This is a genomic window from Paenibacillus sp. J22R3 (assembly GCF_056269305.1).
In genome coordinates this window covers 200,630-218,841 of sequence record NZ_JBWDNS010000004.1, presented here as the reverse complement: position 1 = coordinate 218,841, position 18,212 = coordinate 200,630, and the positions used below count along the sequence as shown (strand labels likewise).

General features: G+C 50.5%; 16 protein-coding genes. 3 read left to right on the top strand and 13 right to left on the bottom strand.

Annotated elements, in window-relative coordinates; translation table 11 throughout:
* Window positions 1-39 precede the first annotated feature (39 nt).
* The 12 genes from AC0YN4_RS19760 to AC0YN4_RS19705 form a co-directional block, all read right to left on the bottom strand.
* Window positions 40-633: an HAD-IA family hydrolase gene (locus AC0YN4_RS19760; protein ID WP_475783495.1), complete on the bottom strand. Its 594-nt coding sequence runs from the start codon at window positions 631-633 to the stop codon at window positions 40-42.
* Window positions 634-652: 19 nt separating this feature from the next.
* Window positions 653-895, bottom strand: a complete 243-nt coding sequence (locus tag AC0YN4_RS19755) for a hypothetical protein (RefSeq protein WP_475783494.1) — start codon at window positions 893-895, stop codon at window positions 653-655.
* Window positions 896-932: 37 nt separating this feature from the next.
* A complete protein-coding gene (locus AC0YN4_RS19750) occupies window positions 933-1,556 on the bottom strand; it encodes a hypothetical protein (RefSeq protein ID WP_475783493.1) in 624 nt (207 codons plus the stop codon).
* Entirely contained in the window at window positions 1,553-2,299 is a 747-nt protein-coding gene (locus AC0YN4_RS19745) for a class I SAM-dependent methyltransferase (protein ID WP_475836568.1), read from the bottom strand. Before AC0YN4_RS19745 ends, AC0YN4_RS19750 begins: the two co-directional genes overlap by 4 nt.
* A gap of 181 nt (window positions 2,300-2,480) precedes the next feature.
* Entirely contained in the window at window positions 2,481-3,350 is an 870-nt protein-coding gene (locus tag AC0YN4_RS19740; RefSeq protein WP_475783491.1) for a phytanoyl-CoA dioxygenase family protein, read from the bottom strand.
* Window positions 3,351-3,462: 112 nt separating this feature from the next.
* The gene (locus AC0YN4_RS19735) at window positions 3,463-4,026 is read right to left on the bottom strand and encodes a hypothetical protein (protein WP_475783490.1); all 564 of its coding nucleotides are present in this window, start codon (window positions 4,024-4,026) and stop codon (window positions 3,463-3,465) included.
* A gap of 130 nt (window positions 4,027-4,156) precedes the next feature.
* Entirely contained in the window at window positions 4,157-6,193 is a 2,037-nt protein-coding gene (locus tag AC0YN4_RS19730) for a type 2 periplasmic-binding domain-containing protein (RefSeq protein ID WP_475783489.1), read from the bottom strand.
* Window positions 6,194-6,386: 193 nt separating this feature from the next.
* Window positions 6,387-7,289 carry a carbohydrate ABC transporter permease gene (locus tag AC0YN4_RS19725; RefSeq protein ID WP_475783488.1) on the bottom strand — a complete coding sequence of 301 codons (903 nt, stop codon included), beginning with the start codon at window positions 7,287-7,289 and terminating at the stop codon, window positions 6,387-6,389.
* 14 nt (window positions 7,290-7,303) lie between these two features.
* A complete protein-coding gene (locus AC0YN4_RS19720; protein ID WP_475783487.1) occupies window positions 7,304-8,269 on the bottom strand; it encodes an ABC transporter permease in 966 nt (321 codons plus the stop codon).
* A 143-nt stretch (window positions 8,270-8,412) separates the two neighbouring features.
* Window positions 8,413-10,143, bottom strand: coding sequence for a sensor histidine kinase (locus AC0YN4_RS19715; RefSeq protein ID WP_475836567.1), 1,731 nt, complete (start codon window positions 10,141-10,143; stop codon window positions 8,413-8,415).
* Between the two features lie 31 nt (window positions 10,144-10,174).
* Window positions 10,175-11,791, bottom strand: a complete 1,617-nt coding sequence (locus tag AC0YN4_RS19710) for a response regulator transcription factor (RefSeq protein WP_475836566.1) — start codon at window positions 11,789-11,791, stop codon at window positions 10,175-10,177.
* A gap of 74 nt (window positions 11,792-11,865) precedes the next feature.
* Window positions 11,866-12,693: a helix-turn-helix transcriptional regulator gene (locus AC0YN4_RS19705; protein ID WP_475836565.1), complete on the bottom strand. Its 828-nt coding sequence runs from the start codon at window positions 12,691-12,693 to the stop codon at window positions 11,866-11,868.
* Window positions 12,694-12,872: 179 nt separating this feature from the next.
* On the opposite strand from AC0YN4_RS19705, the gene AC0YN4_RS19700 reads away from it, so the two are divergent.
* From AC0YN4_RS19700 to melA, 3 genes are all read left to right on the top strand, one after another.
* Window positions 12,873-13,961 (top strand): FG-GAP repeat domain-containing protein, encoded by a 1,089-nt coding sequence (locus AC0YN4_RS19700; RefSeq protein WP_475836564.1) that lies wholly within the window; start codon window positions 12,873-12,875, stop codon window positions 13,959-13,961.
* 4 nt (window positions 13,962-13,965) lie between these two features.
* Window positions 13,966-15,042, top strand: a complete 1,077-nt coding sequence (locus tag AC0YN4_RS19695; RefSeq protein ID WP_475783482.1) for a Gfo/Idh/MocA family protein — start codon at window positions 13,966-13,968, stop codon at window positions 15,040-15,042.
* A 334-nt stretch (window positions 15,043-15,376) separates the two neighbouring features.
* Entirely contained in the window at window positions 15,377-16,789 is a 1,413-nt protein-coding gene (melA, locus tag AC0YN4_RS19690) for an alpha-galactosidase (protein ID WP_475783481.1), read from the top strand.
* Window positions 16,790-16,870: 81 nt separating this feature from the next.
* Here melA and AC0YN4_RS19685 read toward each other — a convergent pair whose 3' ends face one another.
* Window positions 16,871-18,172 carry a M48 family metallopeptidase gene (locus AC0YN4_RS19685; protein WP_475783480.1) on the bottom strand — a complete coding sequence of 434 codons (1,302 nt, stop codon included), beginning with the start codon at window positions 18,170-18,172 and terminating at the stop codon, window positions 16,871-16,873.
* Between the last annotated feature and the right edge of the window lie 40 nt (window positions 18,173-18,212).

Below are 18,212 nucleotides of genomic sequence, written 5' to 3'. Positions count from 1 at the left end.
AGAGCACGAAATTCGTCTCTCAGCTTCATACTGAACCTATTAAACGACAGCTCGCAATCTCGCTTCAACCTGCTCCACCCAAATGCCATCTCGATCCGCCAATAGTGTCTCCCACTCCAGCTCCCTTGCAGCCTTTAAGTTTCGCTCCGCATCGTCAACGAACAAGATATTGGTCGCCGCTTGCTGTATGCGAGAGCTCACCATCCGATAAATAGAGAGATCCGGCTTGCAGCATCCGGCCTCACTCGATATGGTCACACTCGCTATATGGCTGTGAATGGGCTCAAGCAACGGGGTAATCCACTCATGACGATGGTTACTCAGTAGATGAATATCTGCGTATTCACTCCACGCCGGAATGCGATGGAAGGCAGGAAGCTGCTTCAGATGGTTGGCCATTCCTGCTCGTGCAAGCTCCACATCGAGCCCCGCATCTTGCTGATACAGCCATTGCCAGAAGGCATTCTCATCGACCCGCCCTGTCCATAAGTCTTCACGAATGTCTCGTTTGAATGCGGTTCGCAGTGTGTCGAAGGAGACAGTTGCACGATCCGCCACCTCTTCCCAGAATTCCGGCGTGAAATTCGTAAGCAATACGCCTCCAACGTCCAGCACCAATTGAGGTCTGCTCATGACGTACAAACACCTCCTCTTATTTTCTTGAAGGAAATCCGAACGCCAGCAGCACAAACCCGATAAACAAGAAGAACCAAACGAAGAAATTGCCGAAAAACATAGCGAAGCCCCCGAGATGATTCGCATACAAATCCATATTTGCGCTGTTAGAGGTCGCCACTGCGTACGCAATCATCTTCACGCAGCGTTCAAGGGTATAGATAGCGGCACCTGTGATCATAAAGATCGCGCCGAGTTTCATGTAGGTTTTATTTTCCATTATGCACCTTCCTTAAACAGGGTTGAAAGTCTTCGTATTAGATTTGACCCACAATGAGTCTAGCAAGCTCATCCCAATTCTTCTTATCCGTGTTCAATTCCATTGTAGGCACTTTGGAGCGCTGCGCATGGATGCGGCACTGTTCCTGCGTTTCCAGCAGCTCTTGGCAAGCTTGTCTGACTTCAGCCTCGGACTTATCGACCCATTGTGAAGGAACTCGGCTCTTGATCCGTTCTTCCGTCACCTCCGGAGAAATCGTGAGCAACACGCACTTCGCGCCGAGCGCCGCCAAATCCTCTTCAAGTCTATTAATCTCGGTGCACTCTTCCTCTGCAAATGCAACCCGATGATTCAAGTGAAACCGCTCCAGCACATAAAATAGCCCTCTCGACTTCCGAGCATGCGGCCCCAGGTAGACCGCCCAATCATTTAACTGCTTTAACATGTCGACTCTGCTACGTAATAGCTGAAGATGTGCCTCTTGCGACAGACTCTCGTAAGATCCTTGGACGTAATTCAGCACCTGCGAATAATGCTCGCCGAGGACAATGACACTATTCTCAGCCGATTCATCCTGCGCCTGAAGTTTCTTGATCGCCTGCAGCAGTGAGGTTTTGCCAGCATTGGAGTACCCTTCTAGAATGATACCTCTTATGTTCATCGGGAATCTTCCTCCGGATGTTGTCGGGGCTTAAGCTGCTGCGCGGCAAAAGTCAGCCAATTACTTCTAAACTCGATTTCGCGTCCATTCTTTCTCTCGGCGATGTTCTGGGGGATAACGCTCACGTTGCGTATATCCCAATCCCGGTAGAGCTCTTTCAAGAGATGGATCGTTTCTTCCGTCTTCATCGGCAGCTCTATTACTCCGGGGTGCTGCACGCCTAGCTCGATATCGTGTTCCACTACTTCCGTGTTAATGAGGATACAGTTGAACCCCTGATCTCTCGTTCCACGGATCATCCGCTGCACGACAGTTTGAAAGGCGTCGAGATTCGAAACATGCTCCAGGCAAGAGCAAGCGACGATATAGTCGTAAGCATGCTGTGCAATCTCATAGTGCTCCACATCCGCTACCACTGTTCGAATAGCATGATCATATACCTCATATTGAGCCGCATATTCCTCTAGTTTCTCAATTGCTATGGGGAGCAAATCGACGCAATCGACCGATCCGCCCGTCGGTTGGACGGCCTGAGCAATCGGGATACTGTTTCGCCCAACTCCGCAGCCCAGATCAAGAACATGGAGTGCTCTCGGACCGGCTAGACTGAGCTCCTGCAGCAAATTCATGACGGTTTGGACCGGCTTCGCGAGCCAGGTTCCGGGCGCAAACAGCTCCGTTTCCTTATAGAATTCTTCATGATACTTCGTTTCCTGTTCCCTAGCCTCAGCAAAACGGTTCATGTTACACCTGCTTTCTACTTGTTACCTATTTCGCAAACCGGCAGCATTTTCCTTTTTTGTATTCAAAACTAACCAGTACTTCTCTTCCACCACCTTTCTACTAAACCCCGTAACTCAACCAAAAAAAGGCAAGCCACATCTGGCTTGCCTTTCAAGTATTTAAGCGAATTTCGAGTCTAGTCTAGCCTTCATGCTCCGGCCGCTCGGCCATCCAGTCTTCCAGTGTCGCAACGCGCTCCGGGAACTTGCTGCTTCTGGCCAGGAACCCTGCGCCGTGCTGCGGCATCGGGTCTTGATCCGTCGGCTGATAGCGCAGGTCCACGCTCCAGCGGACATGATCGGAATTGTTCGGCGTCGACATATGGAGCAGCCGATCGTTGAACAAAATGGCGGTGCCAGCCTTAACCGGCAGCGAGATCGTTTTGCGAGAACCAAGCTGGTTCTCGTGCAGCGCGGTATAGCCTGTGCCGCTGTACGTTTCCGAGTGCCATTCCAGCAGCTTCGCGTTCTGGGTGCGCGGCTTAATATGGAGACAACCGTTCTCGAGCGTGGCATCTACGAATGAAATCCATACGGTGATGACGGGATTCGCATTGGAATCCGGCCAGTAGGATTTATCTTGATGCCAAGGCACCGCACCGGCCGCCACGCGTGGCACTTTAGGTCGCACATTATAGACTGGGCTTGCGAAGATTTCATCGCCGATCAGCGACTCTACGGCATCGATGATCTTGGGATTGCTCAAGAGATGGTAGTATCCCTCAAGCCGATCTCTCCACCCGCGTCCGAATTTGAGAAAGTCCTTATCCGTTAGTCCGGCAAATAGCTTCGCGAGCCGATATTGAAACGGTTCGTCCTCCAATTTGTCCGTGATCAGCCCATTCGCAACCAAATCATCGGCAATAATGGATACCTTATCAGACATAGCCTGCCGTGGCGCTGCCATATCCTCATCGCTGAGTAGATCCTCCAAAATTAGATAACCGTCCCGATTGTACTGCTCCAGCTGCAAGTTGGATAAACTTCCGCGTGTTGCACGATGAATGGCCATTCCGATACCCCCGTAACCTGTAGTGCTTACATGTTAAATGTATCATTGCAGCCTGCAGATGTATTTATTTTCCTTTCCGCGATTTTGTCATAACTTCCACTAAATCTTCAATCTACTCCACTGTTATCGTCGTATAAACCTCGCCATTGTAATGGCTGTCCACGACTTCCTCGGTAAGCGAGAAAACACATACCGCCGAGATATAGTAAGTGCCGGGCGGAAGCCGCAGCTCCTTCTCCGCATAGAACGTGTGCCAGTAGTCGGCATCGGGATCATCCGCACTATAACCGCCGCTTTTGAAGAATGGATAATCGGTCGTCTTGCCTTTCGCAAGCTTAGTTCCTACTAATTCACTCGTGTTGGCGCCTTCCATGTTGAACTTCTTCCCATCCGTAATCGTAAATCCAATATAGGTATGGCCGCCCCAAATGGTGATGGAATCACCTTCACCGATATAGGTCAAACTGGCTGAATAAACGATCGGCTCATCTTTGGCGAAAGTTGTTTTGGCAATATTCAGCTTCATTTCAAACTGATCGTCCTTATACTGCAGACGCGGTGCGGACATCTTCTTCTGTAGAGCGGGGTCGATGGCAGCTTTCTCGGCTTTCTTACCCCCAGAGCTTCCGCAAGCTGTAAACACAAACATTAGCATGATCACGATCATCGCTTTCATATAACGTCCTCCTACGGGTCCGTCTTCTTAACCACCAGACGAGTAACGCCGGTCAAAGGTTCCTTCTCCTCCCATAAAAAGCAAAAGACCGGCGCTCTCCCGCCGGTCTCCCACCTTCTACGCCAACCTATTACTTAATCGTATCCAAGAGATCTTTGTTCTGCTCGTTGAAGTATTTGGTCATGGCATCCAGTGATTTCTGATCCGCGCCTTGTTGAACGGCAAGCGCTTGGAAATCCTTCCACATCGACTCGAATTGCGCGTCGTCCTTGGCCGCCATCGTCTTCGTCAATGCTTTCTCGAAGGCGTCGCGGTTTTTCCAGAAGGCATCCGCTTCAGGAACGCTGCCGAAGAAGCTCCAAATTTCATAGTCTTTGTTGATCTTCGTCTCAAAATTCGATTGTGCTTGCCCTTCAAGATTACCCGGGTCGAAGAAACCGAGCGCGTCACCGGCGTTTGGAACTCTGTCATAGCTGTTGTACGGAGCCAAAGGACCCGCTCCCCACATGTAGCTAGGATAATATGGCCATGCGAAACCGTAGCCATCCGTCGAGGCAATGCGCGTATTAAATAAATTATAGGACATCTGAGCGCCGCTCGTTTGATCGGTGTACACCATGGCGTTCTCTAAATCTTTGTTCGTGAAGACGCGTTTGCCGTCCTTCTCTTCGAACAAGCCTGCGCTCTTAGGACCCCACTCGTACATTTTCTCGCCCGTTTCGGAAATCATGTAGTCCAAGAATCGAATGACTTGCGGCAAATCCTCTTCGGACACTTTGTCTTTGAAGATCATGATCGAGAAGTTGATACCGTTTTGCCCGCTCGGAATGAACGTTTTGGAGAGGTCAATGGGTTGATCAATCCACAATTTTCTGTAACGGTACGGTTTGCCCGCAGCCTTCAATACAGCAGCATCCGGCGATTCGTACGGATACGGCATTGCATATTGCCCATTGTTCAGCTTCTCTAGATGGGTAGCGTTATTCTCGAGGAGCGAGTTCGGATCCATGACTTTGTCACGGACAAGTTTGTTGAATTGCGCAATACCGGCTTTGAACCAGTCTTGTTGGAATTCGTACTGAATGCTATTCGTTGCTTTGTCGTAGTAAGTAAAGTAGGTATTGCCTGCAGGCATGCGGTATAGGTAACTGAAGAATTGAGTCATCAAAGCCCAGTTGTCTCCGCCGCCGAAGGCGTAACTGACTTGAACCGTTTTGCCGTTTTCCTTGATGTTCTTGTCTTTGATCAGCTTCTGCATATCGTACATAAATTTGACCAAATCATCGGTCGACTTAATTGGCACATCGAAAATATCGTCATGACTGAACTTGCCGTTTTTGAGGTACAGCGCGTCTAATTCATCCTGCGTTTTGGCATTTGGATAAAGCATCTTCAGAAGGTCATCACGCACCCAGACAAAGCTGTTGCCTCCCGCTCCGTTTAGCGGACTCGGAGGAACAAAGTCGGCATTGAGCTGCTTAATGGACCCGTCCGGATTACCCACCATCGTCGGGAATCCCCAGATTTTATTGCCATCCAAATGTTTGCTCGTAATTTGTTCTTCAATCAGAGGGAAGGTATCAAACGGCATCCGCTTCGCTACGTGCGGCGCGTACTTAGCGATCGCGTCGGTCAAATCATACACTTTACCCGCTTTGATCAAGTCTTGGAAAGTCGCCATGTCGCCGTCGACAAAGGCAATATCCGGCCAGTCATTGGAAGCGTTAAGCAAGCCCATTTTGACTTTCGCATCTTGGCCGCCGTTATCGAACGAGCCGTCTTTATCGAAGGAAACGCCGGTTACACGTTTGATTTCCGGAGAAACGACGTCTTTGTCTGCGACCGGACGTTTGGCGTCACCGGGACCATGCGTATACCAAACTTTCAAATTCAATTGTTTGCCCGTCCAGTCCGGCAGCTCAGAGCTGTCAGATACAGTGTCGAGCATATCGTAGTATGCGGCTGGCTCTGCAGGTGTGTTCGTCGTGTCGGTTTCAGTCGATGTCTCCGTACTCGTGTTTGTATCGGTGCTGGTATTCGCGGCAGCCGGTTCATTTTTGGTGTTCGTATTATTGTTATTGCCATTATTGGAGCATCCTGCGATTATGGTGACGACCATGATCACCGAGAGAAGCACGGAAAGCGTTTTTCTCGTTCTATTCTTCATCGTTTAGCCTCCTGATTTTATCGGTATCGGTTTGGCATCCTGCATGAAAGTTGAGAATCAGCCCGCAACTCGCCTACAAAGCGTTTTCTGAGATCCTCCTTTCCTTCGCTGTACCCCTTAACTAGAATCGGATTTCCTGTCGCCAACGTCCTTGACGTTCCTGCCCCACCTCCGGAAGTTAGTAAGGTTCGTTCTACTCTTTAACGGCCCCGAGCGTGACTCCTTTTACGAAAAACCGCTGAAGAAACGGATATATGATGACGATCGGAATCGTGGTGATAATAATATTGGCCGCCCTTATCGCTTGCGGCGTCGTATGTGCTTGACCGGTAGAATTGATGTTGATCCCCTTGATGATGGCTTCTTCCAGCAGCTTGGCCACACGTTCTCCTTCTTTCAAGATTTGCATGAGGATATATTGCATCGTGAACAGCTTGCGATCGGTGACGTAATAGAGTGTCGTAGTCCAGTCATTCCAGTGGTAGACCGCTGTCCACAGCGTCATGACGGCAATGATCGGCATCGACAGCGGCATATAGACGCGTGTCATAATCGTCCAATCGTTCGCTCCGTCGATCCGGGCTGACTCTCCTAAGCTGTCGGGAATGGTGTACAGATAAGATCGGATGATGACCATGTTGTATAGGCTGAAGCCTACCGGAAGGATATACACCCAGAATGTATTGGACACGTGAAGCTCCGAGTAGATCAGGTAAGTCGGAATCAAGCCGCCGTTGAAGTACATTGGAATAATCAAGAAGACGAGAAGGACACCTCTGCCGAAGACATCTTTTAACGTAAAAGCGTAAGCACAGGCGTATTGAACGATAACCGCGATTGCCGTGCCCGCCGCTACCCTCGCAAGTGAAACCCCAAGCGCATGGATAACCTCGTCATTCTCGAACAGGAGCTTGAAGTTATCTAACGTGAACACGCGCGGGAATATCGTAATACCGCCGAATTGAGAATCCATGGGATCATTGAATGCCAATGCCAGGACGTTCAAGTAGGGGAACACCATCGCGAATACGAGAACCGATAGAAAAACGATATTCGCGACCTTGAATATTTTGTATGACGTGGTTTCATGATTCATAAGAGCCTGCTCCTTTAGAAAATCGAGATCTGGGACACCTTCTTGGCGATCTTGTTGGTGGCGATAATAAGGGAGAATGCAACTACGCCTTCAATAAAGCCAACCGCAGCGGCCGTCGAATAGTTGCCTTGCTGGATCCCCGATGAATAGACGACTGTAGAGATGACGGGGAAGTCAATGAAGGCATTTTGCATCCCGTACACAAGCTCGAAGTTGCTTCCGAACAACGATCCCAGCGTGAAAATCAGCATGATGATCGCCGTCGTTTTGAGGCCCGGTAACGTAATGTAACGATGCTGTTGAAACCGGTTGGCTCCGTCGATCTTGGCTGCCTCGTACAAGCTCGGATCGATGGAGGTAATGGCGGCCAGAAAAACGATCGTCCCCCAGCCAACTTCTTTCCACACGCTGAGCAGAAGCAGCATCGGAACGAATAACACCTGATGAGACAAGAACATTGATCGCTCACCACCGTCGCCGATGAGCATCATTTTCAAATCGTTAATCGGTCCATCGATATCAAGAAGCGAATACGTCAAGCCGACGACCGCGATCCAAGACAGAAAGTGCGGCAGGTAACTCAGCGTTTGCACCGTTCGTTTGAAGAGCCCGTTGCGCAGCTCGTTCATCAGGAGCGCGAGAATGATCGGAGCCGGGAAACTGACGAGAATCGTGAGCAGGCTGAGGATTAACGTGTTGAGTATCGCCTGCCTTAGCATCGGGACGTGAAACACCTCTTTAATGTGCTTCAATCCGACCCAAGGACTATTCCACAATCCGGCGAAAATATTGTGATCCTGAAAAGCAACCAGGATACCGGGCATTGGCAGGTAACTGAAGATGAATGTCAGAACAACGGAAGGAAGCATTAATAAGTAAGCAAAATAGCTCTTCTTCATTTTTCGCTTCCAGTTTGGTTTCTTAGACGTCATAACAGGTGGTGCAGCGATGTTTCCTTCCCTGGTTGTAACCGCCTTCACTTGAACTCACCCTCCTACATGCGATTGGTTGACTTGGATTTAGCATACCGATTGAAAGCGCTTAATTAAAGCTAATATATGGAGATGTGATATAAGAATCAGGAGAATGTGATGAAAAAAAAACCTGCGCATGACGCACAGGTTTAACGGGCAATGTCTAGCGGGACTTCCTCGTCGATGCCGACAGGAACAGGAATTTGAATGATTACAGTTGTTCCATTGCCCGGCTCGCTGCGGATTTGCAGCTTGTGCTGCTTCGGATAGAAAATCTCCAGCCGCTTCCTCACGTTCTTCATGCCATAACCTCCGTACAACTCGTTAGCTTCGCCTTCGAGCAGCTGCTCGATCTGGGCAGGCTCCATACCTGCTCCGTTATCAGATATGGCGAATACGACAGTGTCGCCCTCTTGCTTAGCCAATATTCGAATGATGCCGCCCGTCTCCCGTCCAATTAACCCATGAAGTACGGCATTCTCCACGACGGGCTGCAGCAGATGCTTGAGAACAGGACGGTAACCAATTCCCTCATCATATTCGATGTCATAGTGGAATTCAGTACCGAATGCGAACTTCTGAAGCCGCAGATACTGTTCAATCATCTCCAGCTCCTGCACAATCGTCACGATACTGCTGCCTTTATTCAAGGCGATCCGGTAATATTTGACCATCGAGTTGATGACGTCCTTCACCTGCTTGTCCCCGCTAATCGACCGAATCGTGGATAGCGTGTTGTAGAGGAAATGAGGATTAAAACGCTCCTGGAGCAGTTGCGTCTCCAGCATCTTCCGCTCAAGCTCGTAATCCGTGATGCGTTTATAATATTCTTTGACTCTCTGGATCAGTTCAAAGTAAGAATTGCCCATTCGCTCAAACTCATCGTTGGTGGTATAGGTCAGTACCGTATCGTCGTCGCTTATGAGGCTTTCCACGTTTTTGTTCATTTTGCGAAGCAGCGTTTCGAGCCTCTTAGTCAAGTAATGAGAGACGACCTCGACTGTAAAGATGAGAATCGCGATGATGATGAGAAATATGACGCCGACGGAGACCCAGTACCACTTCAACTCTTGGAAAACGAGGCTCTTCGGAATATACCAGGAAATATGGCCAACCGGCGTGTGTAATGGCAGGCTTAGCACATAGAATGAGGACCCCGGATTGATGCCGGCATCAGCCTTCAGCCGATAATCGCCATACGACCCGGTCCCTTCGAAATTAATATAACTCCCTTTCGGGATGTCATAGGAGAAGAATCCGATAAGCTGATTCAGCTGGATGCGCATTTCAATAATGGCGAGCGGCTTGTTGAGTGAAATCAACTTCTTATAGGCATAGATGTAATCGGCTTCAATGGTAGAGTGGACGTTTAGCTTCGCTTTTTTAATCTCCCACAAGAGATCGCCATCGTTAGCGTTTAAGATTTTGTCCTTGAGCGTTGTTGTGGCATTGACTTGTTCATTCTCCAAATTCACGATGCTCCGCATGTATTCCCCGTCGTAATTCGTGTCTTTCAGCGCATAAATAACCAGCTCCGACTGGATATTCTCCGTTTTGGCCGCCTTCATCACACTCTGCAGATACTCGCTAAAATCCATGATGCGAACAAGGTTATGATCAATATTCGTCTCTAAATAATTGACGATGAAGTAGTTGCTGTTGATAAATTCGACTTTATTGATGTTGGAGTCCAGCAGTGCATTCACACTGTTAACGCTGCTTTCAAGCTGGGAGCTTTTCTCGGCCAAAATATCCTTTACCTTGCTGCTGTAGATCCGGCTCGTCAGGAAAGAACCCAGCACGAGCATCGGCAGCAATGCAAAGACGAATATAATCGCCGCGACTTTGTGCCGGTACCTCAACCGATTCAGTTTGAACATGGTTTCGCCCCCGATCTCACGGACATGAGCATTAAAGCGCGGCTTTGCTTTTGAATTCGGCCGGTGTCATGCCTACGTTTTTCTTAAACGCCAGAATGAAGTAGGATGTACTCACATAACCGACAGCTTCCGCTACTGCGGCCACTTTGCTGCCCTCTTCCTTAAGCAGCTGCTTCGCCTTATCCGTTCGGAATTGGACCAGATAATCGAAGATGGTCTGTCCGGTTTCCTTCTTGAACAATCCATTGGCGTGACGCCCGCTCAAATAGACGGATTTCGATATTTCCTCGATGGAGATTTGCTCGCGGTAATGATCATGGATCATCTGTTTGATGGCGGCGATGATCTTCACATTCTTGGAGCTGTTCCGATCGGTTACCCGCTCCTTAATGACCTCGAATGATTGTCTGATCCACTGCACGACCTCTTCTTTGGTGCTCATCCGGTTCAATTTATCCCACACTGCCATGTTGTCGCCGAAAATATCCTTCATCGATTGGTTCGCTTCCATGAACAGGATACCGGACAGATGGGAACAGAGCAGCGCGAAGCCTTTCACGTAATTCTCGCCTTGCCTCACGTTCGCGGCGTTCAAGTACTTATCGATAAATTCCTCGACGTCTTGGCTGTTTCCAAACGTCATGAGTGCTTTCATATCCTGGTAGACTTCCACCAAGCTCGGCATGTCCTCCATAGGAATGTCCGAACGATCGTCGATTTCCTCGAAACGAATGATCGGATTGCTGCCACTGTAAAACCGCGTATTGACCGCTTGCTGCGATTGCTGATACAAGCGCTCAAGCTCTGTCAGCTCACGGGAGCTCTTGCTTATTCCCATCGTCGTATTGATGCCCAGCTCTCCGTTGATCGCTGTATGAATCTGAACGGCCGCGTCTATGACGTCTCGCCTGTCGGTTTCAAGATCGAAAACAATAACGGCATACTCGTCCGCCGAAATTTGGACCGGATACATCGATCTGGAGGCGTTGCCGGCTTTGGAGATTAGGTTCTTCATGGAGTAGGAGAGAAAGTAGGCATCTCTGGCGCTTCGGTGTTCCCGCTTACTATCTGAGGGTAGGAAATTCATGGAGATGACGCTCATATTCGCATGATCGACGATCGGGAGCGCGAGGAATTCAATCTTGTCCAGGATTTCTTCTTTATTGCGGAAGTTACCCAGAAGCACTTCCTTCAGAAATTGTTCCTGCACAAGCGGAAGCATCCCTTCCAGCTGTTTCAGCATGCGTTCTTTCTCGATTTGCTCGCGATGCTGCTCCGTAAACTCAGCCAGAAGCTTGTGAATCGCCTGCTCCAGTTCATCAGGCATAATTGGCTTAAGTACGTAACCGTAGATTCCAAGCTCGACGGCTGATTTGGCAAACTCGAAATCGGTGTGGGAGCTGACGAAGATGATTTTGACGTTCGGATGCGATTGCCTGATTCGGACGGACAGTTCTATTCCGTTCATTAGAGGCATTGCGATATCTGTGATCACGATATGAGGTCTGAGGTCATCCATACGAGAAAGCGCTTCCAATCCGTTCGCGAAAAGTCCTACTACTTCTATGCCAAGCGACGTCCAATCGATCAATTCTTTGATGGTGTTCCGTTCGTATTTGTTGTCATCCACGATGAATAATCTGAACAACGCATTCACGTCCTTATCCCCGGGTGCACTTCTAGCTCCATTATTTCAATAAAAGGGCAAGGAACACAATACCCCTACCCCTTCTCCCGATACTTTCGCGGCGTGACGCCGTTCACTTTCATAAACACATTATAGAAGGACGGCTCGCTCTGATAGCCGACGATCTCGGCAATTTCTTTGACCTGTAAGTTTGTCGTGCGCAAATACCGCTTGGCTGCTTCCATCCGGCAATAGATCAGAAACTGGATCGGACTGACGCCCATCTCGTTTTTGAATAGGTGCGCCAGATGGTATTTGTTCATATAGGTTTCCTCGGCAAGTGATTCCAGCGTGACCGGGGCGCTGTAGTTTTCCTCCATGATCCGCTTCGCTTTCCAAACCGCTTCCTTCGAGGGTACCCGTGCCCGGTCTGCCGCATCGCTATAATGAGCGATCCTTGCTAATTTAGCGAAAAGAATACCCAGATAATGATTCGCAATCGTCTGCGATTCCGGCTCTCCCTTGCGAAACTCTAAGATACAATCGCGCATCAAATTGCGGATGGCCGGCAGTTGATCTTGCAGATGTATGATAGGTGCCGCGGTAGGCGAGAGGAAGAAATCAGCAGGAAGCTCCTCCACCTGCAGCTCTCTAAACCCAATATAGATAGCGCGAAAAGGATGCTTCGTCGACTGCTCCTTATGCCACACGCCCCGATGGTAGACTAGCATCGTTCCCGCGCCGGCTGTGTAGCTCTTCCCGTCAATCTCAAACTCCCCTTCGCCTTCTTCGATCAGCAAGATTTCGCTGTTGGCATCATGCTTGTGCAGCTCCAGCAGGAATCGATCCGGATCGCCGCTTAAGTCAAATGAGCCGCCTGCCAGGAACAGCGGCGGTCTACGAAATATTGTCGAATCCCCCATTGTGGACTCCTCCTTACCTCACGCAAGAATGAATATCTTTTCGCCCAAGTTCACTTATTGTCTCTCTGGCCCGAATGACATAACCTTAATATAGATAGCGTTTGCATATTTATTTTTAGCATAATCCAGAAAGCCGATGTCGTACAACATTAAATAGTTTGCTAAGGAGCGTGCGTGCTTTGCTTCAATTCAAGAAGAGACAGCTGTCCGAAGAGAAATACGAGGCTTGCGCTGTGTTTGACGTGAACGGAGATGGCATTCCCGATATCGTCAGCGGTGCCTATTGGTACGAGGGACCGGACTATGCGAAGAAGCATTTTATTTGCGATGTGCTGGAAATTTCGGAGTATCACGATGATTTCTCCGATTATCCGATGGATGTCGACGGCGACGGGCGTCTTGATATCATAACCGGCGCATGGTGGGGCGAGACGCTTCGCTGGCGCCGCAATCCGGGCGAAACCGGCACAGACTGGGAAACATTCGATATCGACAAATGCGGCAGCATTGAGACGATTCGTTATTACGATATTGACGGCTGCGGAGTGCCGGAGATCTTCCCGAATACGCCGGGGATGCCGCAGGCGTTCTACAAGTTGGTTCGCGATGCAGAAGGCCATGGAACCGGACAGTTTCTGAAGGTTGATATCAGTGAAGGCGCAAGCGGCCATGGAATGGGATTTGTCGATATTAACGGTGACGGACGCATGGATATTGTGCTGTCCGGCGGCTGGCTGGAGCAGCCGGAGGATCCTTTTGCCGGACTATGGACTTTCCATCCTGAGTTCTCGCTCGGCAGCGCAAGCGTGCCGGTTCTCGGCCATGATGTAAATGGCGACGGACTAATCGATCTGATCGTCGGCCAAGCGCACGATTACGGGTTGCATTGGTATGAGCAAGGCCGGGCTGCGGATGGTTCACGAACATGGACGAAGCATGAAATCGATATGTCGGGCTCCCAGTTCCATGACCTGTGGCTCGTTGATCTGGACCTCGACGGCGAGCTGGAACTCATCTCGGGCAAGCGGTATCGTGCTCATAATGACGGCGATCCGGGGGCGCATGACCCGATCGGCATCTACTATTACAAGCTGACAGGCGGAAAGTTTAAGAAGCATGTCATCGACTTTGGCCCTGCAGGCGAGGCATCGGGCGCCGGCATCTACTTCTGGGTGCAGGATCTGACCGGCAACGGGTATCCCGACATCGTCGCTCCGGGCAAGGACGGCTTATATCTATTCGAAAATCACGGTAAAAGAGAGGGATAGTCAAATGAGCAAATTACGAATCGGATTCGTCGGCGGCGGCGGCATGGGACAGATGGCACATCTCAGCAACTACGCGGTATTGCGAGATCAGTGCGAGGTTGTCGCGCTCGCTGAAGTACGGCCCCAATCCGCCAAATTAGTAGCAGATCGTTATGGGATTCCGGAAGTATATGCGAGTCATCAAGAGCTGCTCGCTCAGGCCAAAGTGGACGCAATCGTGGCGCCGCAGCAGTATCGGCATCACCCTGCTCTTATTCCCGATATACTAAGAGCCGGCATTCCTGTCTTCACCGAGAAGCCGCTTTGTTTAACGGTGGAAGCCGGCCGGGAGCTGGTGCGGATCAGCGAAGAAACCGGTACGCTTCATATGGTGGGCTACCATAAGCGGTCCGATCCGGCGATGGAACGCGCCAAGAAGGAAGTCGATGCTTGGCGCGCAAGCGGCGACTACGGCAAGCTGCGCAGCATTCGCGTTGCGATGCCGCCGGGCGACTGGATTGCCGGGGCCGACATGCCGCTGAGTGCCGGCGAGCCGTACCCATCGCTCGTGCTGGAGCAAGGTCCGGCGGATTATACGGATCAGCAGACGCGTGATCTCGATGCATTCGTGAATTACTACATTCACCAAGTCAATGCGATCCGCTTCTTCCTGGGCGAGAACTATAAGCTGACCTTCGGCGATCGCGCCGGCGTGCTGCTGGTCGGCGAGAGCGAGAGCGGTGTAACCGTCTCTCTTGAGATGGCTGCCTACCAAACGTCGATCGAATGGCATGAGCAAGTAATCGCGACGTTCGAGCAAGGCTTCGTCCGCGTTGATCTGCCTGCCCCGCTCGTTCGTCAGCAGGCCGGCAAAGTGACCATTTACAAGGACAATCCGCAACTCGGCTCGCCGGAAATCGTGCAGCCGATCATGCCGAACGTCTCGGCCATGCGCAATCAGGCGCTGAACTTCCTCGCTGCCGTACGCGGCGATCGCCCTGCGCCATGTACCTCCAAGGAAGCGCTCGAGGATCTCATCCTCGCCCGCTCCTATATTGATTTTATGACGCGCACATACGGGCAGCAGCCCGCGAATTTGTAGGGCGGAGATTGAGGGGGGCGCTAGGCGCGCGGTGATGCGGAGCGCGCGGCGGCACAGAGCTCCCATTTCCCCTTTGGGAAATTCTAATGAACTCCACAGGCCTTATTTGGGCCAAATGGGCACCTGAAAATTTCTAACGAACCGTACAGGTGCAATCTCCTCCAAAAGTTTGTTTTTTGCTCGAAATTTGACTAAATAAGACCCCTACGGTTCGTTAGATTATTTTCGCAGCTATTATTGCCGAAATAAGACCTGTAGGGTTCGTTAGAATTTGCGTGGTGTTTGGTTTGCAGGTTTGCAGGTTGAATCCGATAAAAAATGAGGAGCTGAGACCATGAGAAGAATCGCGATCATTGGTGCAGGCAGTATTGTGTTCTGCAAGACGCTGATGCTGGACATTATGGCGACGAAGGTGCTTGAAGAGACGGAGTTTGTGCTGATGGCACCGTCTACGAGCAAGACGACGCAGGTGAAGGCTTTTGCCGATAAGGTGATTGCCCATAATGGGTTGAAGTCCAAGGTTACGATTACGACGGATCGCCGGGAAGCCTTGCGCGGTGCCGACTACGTCATTACTTCCTTCCAGGTCGGCGGCGTCGATCTGTTCGAGAAGGATTACAAGATTCCGCTCTCCTACGGCGTTGACCAGTGCATCGGCGATACGCTCGGACCGGGCGGCGTGTTCCGCGCGCTGCGCAGCATTCCGATCATTCTCGACGTCGCCCGTGACATGGAAGAGCTGTGTCCGAATGCGACGCTGCTGAACTACGTCAATCCGATGGCGATGATTTGCTGGGCGCTTGGCGAGACGAAGATTAACTATGTCGGGCTTTGCCACGGCGTGCAGACTACGCTGGATCTGATCTCCGGCTATGTCGGTGTGCCAAAGCAGGAAATCGACTACGTGTCTGCAGGTATCAATCATATGGGCTGGTTTACGAAGCTGTCGCACAAAGGAGAAGATCTGTACCCTCGTCTGCGTGAGAAATTCGAGGAGCCGGAATTCTACGTCAATGAGAAGGTGCGCGGCGAGGTATTCCGTCACTTCGGTTATTTCATGACCGAATCGACCGGCCATCTCTCCGAGTACGTGCCATGGTTCCGCTCCAGCCAAGAGGCGCTTGATCTCTACTGCGACGAGCCGTCCTTCGGCGGTGAAAGCGGCGCCTACTACACATGGTGCACGTATGTTGCGGACAAATACCGCGAGAAAGATGTCCTTGCCGATGAGCCGGTGGACCTCCCGCCGCGCAGCGTGGAATACTGCGCTTATATCATCGAAGCACTTGAAACAGGGAACACCTTCAAGTTCAGCGGCAATCTGCGCAATAACGGCATGATCTCCAACCTACCGGAAGATTGCTGCGCCGAAGGCCTTGTTTTCGCAGACCGCAACGGCCTGCATCGCACGGTCAATGGTGATCTGCCTCCACAATGCGCCGCGCTGAACATGACCAACATCAACGTGCAGCGCCTGACCGTGCTTGCCGCGAAGACCGGCGACCCGGAAACAGTCGTGCAAGCCGTTGCGCTCGATCCCCTCACCTCCTCTGTCCTCACGCTGAAGCAAATCCGCGAGATGGTGACCGAGATGATGATTGCGCAGCAGCAATATCTGCCTCAGTTCGAAGGCCGACTGCCGCGTCCGACGCCAACGATCAACATCCCGGCCAATGTACAACGCGCAGATGTCCCGATTGACCCGGCACTCGCGGTCTATTCCCGATTTGGGGAGCTGGCGAAGTAAGCTTGCTACTGCATATAAAGAAAGCCTATCCGGCTGTCCACGGACTATGTTCGACCGTGGTACTGGATAGGCTTTTCGTTTTTAATATATCCGATTATTATATTCCCTAATAAGCCGCTCTTGCAGCTTCGCCTCTACCTTGCTCAGCTCGCGATCAAGTTGATTACACTGCTCTGCCGTTAACTGAAGTGCCTCCGGAGCCAACTGCGTATGCTGCAAAAGCGCCGCCATCCGGTAGGCAGTCGGAGGATGCGTACTATTCAAGGTGGAGCCCTCCAGCATGCCCACTCGCCTAATCCGTTCAAATTCTCGTTGTGGAATGCTGCGGACAGCCCCTTTTAACTCATTAAAATAATTCCCTTTATGGCCTCTGCTCGCAAAGCGTTGCAGCGACAGCTCAAAGGTTGTTCGGCAGAATTGAATACGCTCCAACCCTACCGCTCCTTCGGTTCCGCCTACCTTCGCCCCGAGGTAATCCGCTCTATATTCCGCCTTCTGATCTTCATAGTAAATGACATGAATAAAGACTTCAATAAGTGCTCTGGGGATATAAGAAACCAGCTTCATGAGCAGGTTTGTGATTTGGGTGATGATTTCGACAAAGGAAAATTGGTACGTATAATCTCCCATCGGATTTAGGAAGTGATACCACCGCACCAGCGTGTCATAGGCCGTTCTGATATACAAGTATCTGTTAAAATCACCATTTACCCCATGCCCCAGTTCATGTCCGATAAGTGCTGTTTTCTCAACCGGATTTAAGATGCTAAAGAAGGGAAGTCCGAGTGTGACATAGCTTCGCAGCTTCCAGCCTGCTTGCCTATAGGAAGCATTGAATTGTTCATCCAAAATAATACCGCCCACTCGAGGTAACTTTAGATAATCAGCAACGTTATCGACCAGCGAATACAACGTGGGAAACTGTTCTCTCGGCACGATGTCCTCTTTCTCAAATTTGCTTAGTTTCGGGATGCGAGGGCGCTGTAACCACAGCAGTATTAACATGGGAACCGTAAGAATGAATGTAAAGTAATGGTGAAAACTTACCCACAACAAATATAAGCATAGAAGAAAGTAGCTAAACGACAGGCCGTGAATTAATGTAGCAACCAGAATCAGTGCAATGCGAGAAGAGCTCTGTTTGGGCTGCAGCTGCTCCAACTGCTCCATGTCCTTTAAAATCCGCTTCCCCACATTTCTGCCAAGTCGCTCGTAGGTTGTGCGAAACCTGGTCGGTGCGGTATCTCCTTGATAAGGTAGCAGATTCCACCCACACTCGCACCAAGACATAAAATCCGGAAAAGCCGGAATTTCCGCCTGGCATGCAGGGCAATGCTCGCTCTTCATGATCGGCTCCTTCTGAGCCAAGGCCAAACCTTCCATTCGTGCAGCCCCCTATTCTACTAGCGAATATCTCATACTA